Source organism: Pseudomonas sp. (assembly GCF_037994325.1).
GTDB lineage: Bacteria > Pseudomonadota > Gammaproteobacteria > Pseudomonadales > Pseudomonadaceae > Aquipseudomonas.
The window spans coordinates 1-9,642 of sequence record NZ_JBBNAH010000392.1 but is presented as its reverse complement, the minus strand read 5'-3'; the positions used below and the strand labels follow the sequence as shown (position 1 = coordinate 9,642).

Sequence of the window (9,642 nt, the reverse complement as noted above, 5' to 3'; positions counted from 1 at the left end):
GTTCAGCCACTTGGTTAAGCAGGCGGTGCTGCTCGATCATGTCTGGCGTTTCGAACAACGAGCGGGTGTACATAAACTCCCAGTGCAGCGACAGGCTTTTGCGTTTGAGCTTGGTCACGTCGAGGCTTTTCGGGTCGTCGATCAGCGCCAGCTTGCCTTGCGGTGCCAGGGCTTCGATCAGTTGGTCGAGGTGCTGTTCGGTGTTGGTCAGGCTCGCTACATGGGTCACTTGGCCGACGCCAATGCGCTTGAGCTCTTCAGCCAGCGGCTTGCTGTGGTCAATCACATGGTGGGCGCCCAGTTCACGCACCCAGTCTTTGGTTTCGGCGCGCGAAGCGGTGCCAATAACCGTAAGGTCGGTGAGCTGACGGGCTAACTGCACCAGAATTGAACCCACGCCACCGGCGGCGCCAACGATCAACAGGCTGTGTTTTTTGCCGCTGTTGCCGGGCACAACTTGCAGGCGTTCGAAGAGCAATTCCCAGGCAGTGATGGCGGTCAGGGGCAGGGCGGCGCTTTGGGTAAAGCTGAGGTTTTTCGGCATATGGCCGACGATGCGTTCGTCCACCACGTGTAATTCGCTATTGGCGCCGGCGCGGTTAATGGCGCCGGCGTAGAACACCTTGTCGCCGACTTTGAACAGACTCACTTCACTGCCCACGGCTTTCACCACGCCGGCTACATCCCAGCCCAAGACTTTCGCTTCGCCATTTTCCGGCGCGACGTTCTGGCGAATTTTGGTATCCACCGGGTTAACGGAAATGGCCCGTACCTCGACCAGCAGGTCGCGGGGCAGCGGGGTAGGGGCAGGCAGTTCGATGTCCTGCAGAGCGGCTTCGTTGTCGATGGCCAGGGGTTGGTAGTAGGCAATGGCTTTCATAAGGACGGCTCCGAAAACTAGAGGGGTAAGGGCTGACCAGCAGGGTCTGCTATTTCACTGACGGGAAAAACCGCGTAGAAGCTGAGGCTCTTTCAACTCATCATTGATAATCGCCGGCCAAGGATTTGATCATGCTGCGCCTGGATGACCTGCAAATCGTGGTACGTACCGCTGACCTCGGCAGCCTGTCGGCGGCGGCGCGTGATCTGGATGTTTCGCCAGCGGTGGCCAGCGCCGCGCTGAAACGCTTGGAGCAACAGTTGGAGGTGCGCTTGTTTGCACGCTCCACCCGCAGCTTGCGCATGACGCCCGAGGGCGAGCAATTTCTAGGCTATGCCCGCGCGGCTTTGCAAAGCCTAGACGATGCGCAGCAGCAATTGGCCGGTCGTAAGGTAGACATTAGTGGGGTGCTGCAAATTTCCGCGCCCTCGGATTTCGGTCGTAATGTGCTGCTGCCCTGGCTTGATGAGTTCCAGTTGGAGCACCCGTTACTGCATGTGCGCCTGCTGCTTGGCGACCGCAATGCCGACCTGTTTCGCCAGCCGGTGGATATCGCCATCCGCTACGGCGCCCCGGAAGATTCCAGCCTGGTGGCGTTGCCCATGGCGCCCAACAACCGCCGCGTACTCTGTGCCTCGCCGGCGTATCTGCAACAACACGGCGAGCCGCAGCGTATCGACCAACTGGCCCAGCACAATTGCTTGCTGTATATGCTTGGCGGCCGCTTGCACGAGCGTTGGCGCTTTATCGATGGCAAGCGCGAACTCAGCGTGACGGTGGGCGGCAACCAGGTCAGTGACGATGCCGATGTGGTGCGCCGTTGGGGCGTGGCCGGGCGCGGGGTGATGTACAAGTCGTGGCTGGACGTGGCCGCCGACGTGCACGCCGGGCGCCTTAAAGTGCTATTGCCGGAGCTACGTGGCGAGCCGGCGGCACTTAACCTAATCTGCACCCACCGCGCCCAACTGAGCAAAACGGTGTACTTGCTGCGTGAATTTATCCAACAGCGTTGTAGCCAACTCCTCAAAAGCAAACCCTGGGGTAACTGAGCCCTGCGGCAATCCGGGACTTGTCATCACGCGTCCCGGTGGTAGAGTCGCGGCCATGAACCCTGCCCAAACCAACCGCTCCCTTGTTGCCTGGCTGCTGTACTTCAGCGTGCTATTCAATGTGCTCGCCTGCGGAATTGGCCATGGGCAGATGCTCGGCTTGAGCCTTAACGGTATCGGCGGCGCTTTTTGCTCGGCGGATAACAGCGCCGGCCCTACGCTGGATTCGGGCAGCGGCTCGGTCAACGACAGCGCGGCCAGCACCCCTTTCAATTGCCCACTGTGTGGCGCCGTCGGTTTAGGCCTGGCGCTGCTGTTTGCCCTGAGTTGGTTGCTGCCCGCGCGGCGTGATCGATTGCCCGCCTGGGAACCTCGCAGCAAAGCCCCACCGCGTTATTCCTGGCCCTCGGCCAACCCTCGCGCTTCTCCTCTCTGAACCCAGGTGTGCGGTTAACCCTGTGTTGATTTCGATTGTTCGGAGAATTCGTATGACCCTGCTTAAATCCCTGTTTGTTGCTGCCTTGCTGAGTGTGTCCTTTGCCGCCGTTGCCCATGAATACGAAGTGGGCGAGCTGCATATCGACCACCCGTGGTCGCGGGAAATGCCGCCGAGCGCACCCACCGCCGCGGCCTATTTCATCATCCATAACAAAGGCGCTACGGCTGATCGCCTGGTGTCGGTGGACACCCCGTTTGCCGGCAAAGCAGAGATGCATGAACACGTCGACCAGAACGGCTTGATGAAAATGCAGCAGGTGCCCTTCGTTAACGTACCCGCTGGCGGCGAAGCGACCTTTGCGCCCATGGCCTACCACGTGATGCTGTTTAACCTGAAACAGCAGGGCAAAGACGGCGAGCGTTTTCCCCTGACCCTGCATTTTGAGAAAGCGGGCGCGGTCACCGTGCAAGTGGCGGTGCAAAAAGAGGCGCCTGCCGCACAGCACGATATGTCGCAACACCAACAATAAAATCGGCCAGGAGAGTTCCGCATGAGCACCGCTCCTGTGTCGTTCTACAACCAGGCCTGGCGCTGGCACTTCTATGCCGGCCTGTTTGTCATTCCGTTCATGATTATGTTGTCGGTGACCGGCATCATTTACCTGTTCAAACCCCAGCTCGATAACCTGATGTACGCCGACCTCTTACAGGTCAATCCGATAGGCCAAACCCTAAGCGCCGAGCAACAACTGGCGCGGGTGCAAGCGGCTTATCCACAGGCAGCGATCAGCCAATACCTGCCGCCTGTGGATACGCAGCACAGCGCGCAGTTCGTGCTGACCGAGGGCGGGCGCAAGCTCAATCTGTTTATCGACCCCTACAGCGGCATTGTGCTCGGTAGCCAGGATGCGCAAAACAACCTGCAAGCCCTGGCCCGCGCGCTGCACGGCGAGCTGCTGATCGGCGCCGTGGGTGATCGGCTGGTGGAGTTGGCGGCCGGTTGGGGCGTGGTGCTGGTAGTTTCCGGCCTGTACCTGTGGTGGCCACGTGGCAGCTGGGGCGCCGGGGTGTTGTGGCCGCGTATGGCCGCGCGCGGACGGCTGTTCTGGCGCGATGTGCATGCCGTCACCGGCTTCTGGGGCTCGCTGCTGTTGCTGTTTATGCTGCTCACCGGCATGACCTGGACTGGCTTCTGGGGCAAGAGTTTTGCCGGGGCTTGGAACCATTTTCCGGCGGCCATGTGGGACGACGTACCTAAGTCCGGAATGGAATCGCGCAGCCTTAACACGGCCGACTCGCAGACCGTGCCGTGGGCGGTGGAAAACACCCCGCTGCCGGCGTCTACCGCGCCAGCGGTCGATCCCCACGCCCTGCACAACGGCCACAATATGGCCGACATGGTGCCGGCGGCGAGCGGGCAAATCCCCCTGCAGCAGGTGGTCGATATCGCCCAAGCCAAAGGCGTCACGCCCGGCTATAGCATCACCCTGCCGCAGGGCAAAGACGGTGTGTACACCATCGCCGTATTTGCCGACGACCCGCGCAACGACGCCACCCTGCACGTCGACCAATACAGCGGCCAGGTGCTGGCCGATGTGCGTTGGCAGGACTACAACCTGGTGGCCAAGAGCGTGGAAACCGGGGTGATGCTGCACGAAGGCAAACTGTTTGGCCTGGCCAATCAGCTGCTGATGTTGGCGGTGTGTTTGCTGATTTTGCTCAGCTCGGTGAGTGGGCTGGTGATCTGGTGGAAGCGTCGGCCGCAAGGCAAATTGGGCGTGCCGCCGTTACGCCATGATTTGCCGCTGTGGAAGACGGCGGTGGTGATCATCATTGCCCTGGGCGTGGCGTTGCCGTTGGTGGGGATGTCGCTGGTGGTGATTGGTTTGCTGGATTGGTTGCTGATTTCGCGGCGTAAGCAGGTGGCGGTAGCGTAGGCCGCCTGCCCTCACCCCCAGCCCCTCTCCCGCAAGCGGGAGAGGGGAGCTAACTGGCGGCCGGCATATGATCTGCTTTTGCCTTTAGTCCCCTCGCCCCTCGGGGAGAGGGTGAGGGGCAGGCCCAGTGCCGATCTTGAATCAGCCCTTCACCAACCGCGCGTCCAAACTATTTTGCGCGAGCTTTTTGGCCTGCTCTTCGTTCATGCCCAGGTGTTCGTGCAGGGCCATAAAGTTCTCGGTCACATAACCCCCAAAGTAGGCCGGGTCATCGGAGTTCACCGTTACCTTTACGCCCTGTTCGAGCATGTCGAGGATGTTGTGCTGGCCCATATGCTCGAACACGCACAGCTTGGTGTTGGACAGTGGGCAGACGGTGAGCGGGATCTGCTCGTCGATGATGCGCTGCATCAAGCGCGGGTCTTCGCTGGCGCGCACGCCGTGGTCGATGCGGCTGATTTTCAGCAGGTCCAGTGCTTCCCAGATGTATTCGGGTGGGCCTTCTTCGCCGGCATGGGCGACGGTTAAAAAGCCTTCGCTGCGGGCTCGGTCGAATACGCGCTGAAACTTGCTCGGCGGGTGACCCATTTCCGAGCTGTCCAAACCCACGGCAAAAAACGCGTCGCGAAACGGCAGGGCCTGGTCGAGGGTTTTTTGCGCCTCGTCTTCGGGCAGGTGCCGCAGAAAGCTCAGGATCAAGCCGCTTTCCACGCCCAATTGTTCACGACCATCTCTAAGCGCGCTGGCAATGCCATTAAGCGCCACTTCAAAGGGAATGCCACGGTCGGTATGGGTTTGCGGGTCGTAGAAGGGTTCGGTGTGAATCACGTTCTGCGCTTTGCAGCGTTGCAGGTAGGCCCAGGTCAGGTCGTAGAAGTCCTGCTCGGTGCGCAGTACGTCAGCGCCCTGGTAGTAGAGATCGAGAAACTCTTGCAGGTTGTTGAACGCATAGGCGCTGCGCAGGGTTTCCACATCGTTCCACGGCAGGGCGATTTTGTTGCGTTCGGCCAGGGCGAAGAGCAATTCCGGCTCCAGCGAGCCTTCCAGGTGCAGGTGCAGTTCGGCCTTGGGCAAGGCATTGAGCCAGTCGTACATGGGTAAATACCTTGTGCTGAAAAACGTGCCGGGCAGTTTAGCTGACCAGCAGGACAGAATCTCCTGCAATCCTCTTGCCGCTTACGGTTGGCAGCGCTGGCAGGGCCGCTTAAGCTGCCGCAACATTTTGTTGCCAAGGAACGCCAACACCCATGCTTGCCCACCTCAAAGACGAAAAAATGCTGCTGATCGCCATTGTGGCGGTGGCAATCGCCTATCCGTTGGAGCACACGTTGCTGCACTCCGGCCAGGGCGTAGCGCTGATCAGCGCGCTGGTGCTGGTGGGGGCGATTATCTGCGCCTCGATGCGCGTGGCGCACCATGCCGAGCTGCTCGCCCACCGCGTTGGCGACCCCTACGGCACCATGATCCTCACCTCCGCCGCCGTGCTGGTGGAAGTGGTGGTGCTGGGCATCATGATGAGCAACGAAGCCTCACCGACCCTGGTGCGCGACACCATCTATTCAGCGGTCATGCTCGATATCAACGGCATTCTCGGCCTGGCGGCGCTGATCGGTGGCATCAAGCACGGCGAGCAGCCGTATAACGACGACTCAGCCAAGAGCTATAGCGTGATGATCCTCACCGCCATGGGTATTTCCATGGTGGTGCCGGAGTTTGTGCCCGAGGGGTCGTGGAAGGCCTATTCGGCGTTCACCATTGTCATGATGATCATGCTCTACGCCCTGTTTCTGCGCATGCAGGTTGGCCCGCACAGTTACTTTTTCAGCTACAGCTACCCGGAAAAACGCCGCGCCAATCCCGAAGACGAGCAGCATGACAGCAAAACCCTGTCCATCAGCCTGCTGGTGGTGGGCGTGGTGGTGATCGGTGCCTTGGCTGAAGTGATGTCCAAAACCCTCGACCTGGGCCTGGAAGGCACCGGCGCACCGCCCGTGCTGGCAGCCCTGTTGGTGGCAGCCATTTCTGCGGCGCCGGAAATTCTCACCGCCCTGCGCGCGGCCATGGCCAACCGCATGCAGTCGGTGGTCAATATCGCTTTGGGCGCTTCGTTGTCGACGGTGATTCTGACCGTGCCGGTAATGGAAGGCATCGCCCTGTACACCGGCCAGCCGTTCATCATGGCCATGACGCCGATTCAGTCGGTGATGATCTTTATCACCCTGATCGTCGCCGCCATTAACCTCAACGACGGCGAGACCAACGCCATTGAAGGCATGACCCACTTCGCCTTGTTTGCCACCTTCTTGATGCTGACCTTTATCGGCCTGTGATATCGCTTGTCTCCCCTCGCCCGTATACGGGAGAGGGGCCGCGGGAGAGGGCGGGGTTACCAAGGAATGCTGGTGCCCTGGTAATCAATAAACCGGTGGCCGCCCTGGCCAGCCTGCTTATTAATTTGCTCGACCAAGCCCTTGCAACTGGTCTGCACATCCAGCGGTGCGCCTTCGCCACCCATGTCGGTTTTCACCCAGCCTGGGTGCAGTGACAGCACGGTCAAACCGCTGTCTTCCAGCTCGCAGACAAAGCTATTGGTCATCGAGTTCAGCGCGGCCTTGCTGGCCTTGTACAGGGCCATGTTGTTGCCCTCGGGAATGGCCACACTACCGAGCACCGAGCTCATAAACGCCAACACGCCACTGGCACTTTTCACCTGCGGGGCGAAGCGTTGGGCGAGGCGGATTGGGGCGATGGCGTTGGTGAAAAACAGTTGGCCGATCTCTTCGATCGTGGCCTGTTCCACTGATTGGTGAGCGGGGCCAGAGACGCCTGCGTTGATAAACAGCAGGTCAAACACCTGGCCTTGGAGGCGCTGCTGCAGGGCGCTGACTTGTGCGCCGTCGTTGATATCCAGTTGTTCGATCTTCACGCCCGGTAAAGCCTGTAACGCCTCAACGCCGGCCTGGCTGCGTACGCTGGCCGTTACCTGCCAACCATCGGCGTGCAGTTGCTGCACCAAGCCCAAGCCGAGGCCGCGCGAGGCGCCAATGATCAATGCGGTTTTTGCCTGTGTCATATCCGGTTCCTGTTTTCAGGGGTAGGGGAAACAGGATAGCGGGTCGGAGCGCGTATGTACGACACGGGGCTAGTCTTCGCAGCGGCATACCTGGGTCCCCGCCTGCGCGGGGACGACGGTGTTATTGCTATTTTCACCGTCACTCCCGCGTAGGCGTCGGTCCTCTCGCAGGTTGTTCTGCTACACCGCCTCTTGCTCGCGGATATAGGCGTAGGTATCGGCAAACCGCGACAGCAAGTAGGCAACGCTGGTGGTGGCGGGGTATTTCGGTGGGTTGCTGGCATCCGAGCAGCCGGGCAAACAGCTGATTTCGGTATCCGGATGGGGCTCGGCAAAGAACGGCATGGAGTAGCGGTCCACGCCCAAGGGCGAGATCACCCGGTGCGGGGTCGACTTGTACCGGTCGTTGCTCCAGCGCGCCATCATGTCGCCGAGGTTGACCACAAAGGTGCCGGCAATCGGCGGCGCATCGATCCATTCGCCTTGTACGTTTTGCACCTGCAAGCCGCCGGCATCGTCCTGGTACAGCAGGGTGATGCAGCCGTAGTCGGTGTGCGCGCCGGCGCCTTGTTGTTCGGCGCTGCTGGCGGTGTGGCGCGGTGGGTAGTGGATCATGCGCAGCACGCTAATGGGTTCGTTAAAGCGCACATCGAAGAAGTCGCGCTCAATGCCCAGGGCAATGGTCATGGCCCGCAGCAGGGTTTTCGCCAGTTCCTGCATATCGCTGTAGTGCTGTTCCATCAGCGCCTCCCAGCCGAGCTGGTCGGGGTGGCGGTTGGGGCCGCGCAGGGGCTTGCCGGCCAGCACTTCAGGGTGCTCGGCGGGCATATGAAAGCCCATGTCGAAGGTTTCTTTCAGGTCGCTCGGCTTGGTGGGGTCGAGCTGTTCGGTGGCGATTCCGCCGTAGCCGCGGTGGTGTTCGCTGCTGGTGATATCGATGCGCAGTTTTTCCGCTTCGCTGCTGGCGAAAAAGGTCTTCGCGGCGTTGAGCAAGGCGTCGATGCGTTCGGGGCTGATGGGGTGGCCCTTGATATAGAAAAAGCCCCAGTCGCGGCAGGCGGCGTCGATCTGTTGGGCGACAGTTAGCCAGCCGGCGTCGTCGCTCCCGTAGAGCGGGGCGATATCAATAATAGGCAGTGAATTGGGCATGGTGGCTCCAAGAAGGTTGTTGCTTCAGGTCTTCTCGTACCCATAGCGAAGAGGCGGTTCTGCTGAGTTTCAGCAGGGACGGCACAGATAGCGAATGTAAAAAGGCACCCCGAGGGGCGCCCTTGTGCAGCGATGTTACTTACTTCGGCAATTCGGCTTTTACATTTTCCACGTAGTAGTTCATCGAGGCCAATTCAGCTTCGGTGGCCACTACGCCAGCGGGGATTTTAACCGCGCCAGTCTGGTCTATGATCGGACCGGTGAACGGGTGGAAGGCGCCGGATTTGATATCGGCAATGATCTTCTCGGCTTCGGTTTTTACCTCGGCCGGCACCACAGTGCTGATTGGCAATTCCACGGTGCCGTCATCCAGGCCACCCCAGAAGTCTTGCGATTTCCACGTGCCATCCAGCACCGATTGGGTGGCCTTGATGTAGTGCGGACCCCAGTTGTTAACGATGGAAGTCAGCACCGCTTTCGGGCCGAAGTGGGCCATGTCCGAGGCGTAACCCACCGAGTAAACACCACGGCGTTCCGCCGTTTGAATCGGTGCCGGGCTGTCGGTGTGCTGGAAGACTACGTCCACGCCTTGGTCGATCAGGGCGTTGGCAGCGTCGGATTCTTTGCCCGGATCAAACCAGGAGTTGACCCACACCACTTTCATTTCGGTGCCGGGGTTGTACTTGTCCAGGGCCAGTTGGATGGCGTTGATATCGCGGATAACTTCCGGAATCGGGAACGAGGCAACGTAGCCGACTTTTTTGGTTTTGGTCATTTTTGCCGCGAGGAAACCACCGACATAGCGCCCTTCATAGGTGCGTGCCAGGTAGGTGCCCATGTTCTTGTCCTGCTTGTAGCCGGTGGCGTGTTCGAAGATCACGCCGGGGAATTGCTTGGCCACTTTCAGGGTTGGGTTCATGTAGCCAAACGAGGTGGTGAAGATCAGCTTGTAGCCACCTTTGGCCATATTGCGGATCACCCGCTCGGCGTCGGCGCCTTCGGGTACGTTTTCCACAAAACTGGTATCAACCTTGTCGCCCAGGGCCTCGGCCATCGCTTTGCGGCCTTGCTCGTGCTGATAGGTCCAACCGTGGTCGCCCACTGGGCCGATATAAA

At 60.1% G+C, this 9,642-nt stretch carries 10 protein-coding genes; 5 read left to right on the top strand and 5 right to left on the bottom strand.

Annotated elements, in window-relative coordinates; all coding sequences use genetic code 11:
* The coding region (locus AAAB16_RS13335) for a zinc-binding alcohol dehydrogenase family protein (RefSeq protein WP_340663758.1) at nucleotides 1-880 on the bottom strand (880 nt) is incomplete at its 3' end.
* A gap of 131 nt (nucleotides 881-1,011) precedes the next feature.
* Between AAAB16_RS13335 and AAAB16_RS13330 the strand changes: the two genes are divergently transcribed.
* The 4 genes from AAAB16_RS13330 to AAAB16_RS13315 are packed head-to-tail and all read left to right on the top strand — an operon-like array spanning nucleotide 1,012 to nucleotide 4,304.
* On the top strand, nucleotides 1,012-1,929 hold the full coding sequence (locus AAAB16_RS13330) for a LysR family transcriptional regulator (protein ID WP_340663757.1): 918 nt from the start codon (nucleotides 1,012-1,014) through the stop codon (nucleotides 1,927-1,929).
* A gap of 55 nt (nucleotides 1,930-1,984) precedes the next feature.
* Nucleotides 1,985-2,365 (top strand): DUF2946 domain-containing protein, encoded by a 381-nt coding sequence (locus tag AAAB16_RS13325; RefSeq protein WP_340663756.1) that lies wholly within the window; start codon nucleotides 1,985-1,987, stop codon nucleotides 2,363-2,365.
* A gap of 52 nt (nucleotides 2,366-2,417) precedes the next feature.
* The gene (locus AAAB16_RS13320) at nucleotides 2,418-2,897 is read left to right on the top strand and encodes a copper chaperone PCu(A)C (protein ID WP_340663755.1); all 480 of its coding nucleotides are present in this window, start codon (nucleotides 2,418-2,420) and stop codon (nucleotides 2,895-2,897) included.
* Nucleotides 2,898-2,918: 21 nt separating this feature from the next.
* Nucleotides 2,919-4,304, top strand: a complete 1,386-nt coding sequence (locus AAAB16_RS13315) for a PepSY domain-containing protein (protein WP_340663754.1) — start codon at nucleotides 2,919-2,921, stop codon at nucleotides 4,302-4,304.
* A gap of 141 nt (nucleotides 4,305-4,445) precedes the next feature.
* On the opposite strand, the gene AAAB16_RS13310 is transcribed toward AAAB16_RS13315, so the two are convergent.
* Nucleotides 4,446-5,399, bottom strand: a complete 954-nt coding sequence (locus AAAB16_RS13310) for an adenosine deaminase (protein WP_340663753.1) — start codon at nucleotides 5,397-5,399, stop codon at nucleotides 4,446-4,448.
* 152 nt (nucleotides 5,400-5,551) lie between these two features.
* Between AAAB16_RS13310 and AAAB16_RS13305 the strand changes: the two genes are divergently transcribed.
* Nucleotides 5,552-6,634, top strand: a complete 1,083-nt coding sequence (locus AAAB16_RS13305; RefSeq protein WP_340663752.1) for a calcium:proton antiporter — start codon at nucleotides 5,552-5,554, stop codon at nucleotides 6,632-6,634.
* 56 nt (nucleotides 6,635-6,690) lie between these two features.
* Here AAAB16_RS13305 and AAAB16_RS13300 read toward each other — a convergent pair whose 3' ends face one another.
* The 3 genes from AAAB16_RS13300 to AAAB16_RS13290 form a co-directional block, all read right to left on the bottom strand.
* The gene (locus AAAB16_RS13300; protein WP_340663751.1) at nucleotides 6,691-7,377 is read right to left on the bottom strand and encodes an SDR family oxidoreductase; all 687 of its coding nucleotides are present in this window, start codon (nucleotides 7,375-7,377) and stop codon (nucleotides 6,691-6,693) included.
* Between the two features lie 180 nt (nucleotides 7,378-7,557).
* A complete protein-coding gene (locus AAAB16_RS13295; RefSeq protein WP_340663750.1) occupies nucleotides 7,558-8,526 on the bottom strand; it encodes a 2-oxoglutarate and iron-dependent oxygenase domain-containing protein in 969 nt (322 codons plus the stop codon).
* Nucleotides 8,527-8,665: 139 nt separating this feature from the next.
* Nucleotides 8,666-9,642, bottom strand: a 977-nt coding sequence (locus AAAB16_RS13290; protein ID WP_340663749.1) for a BMP family ABC transporter substrate-binding protein, incomplete at its 5' end; no start/stop codon positions are given.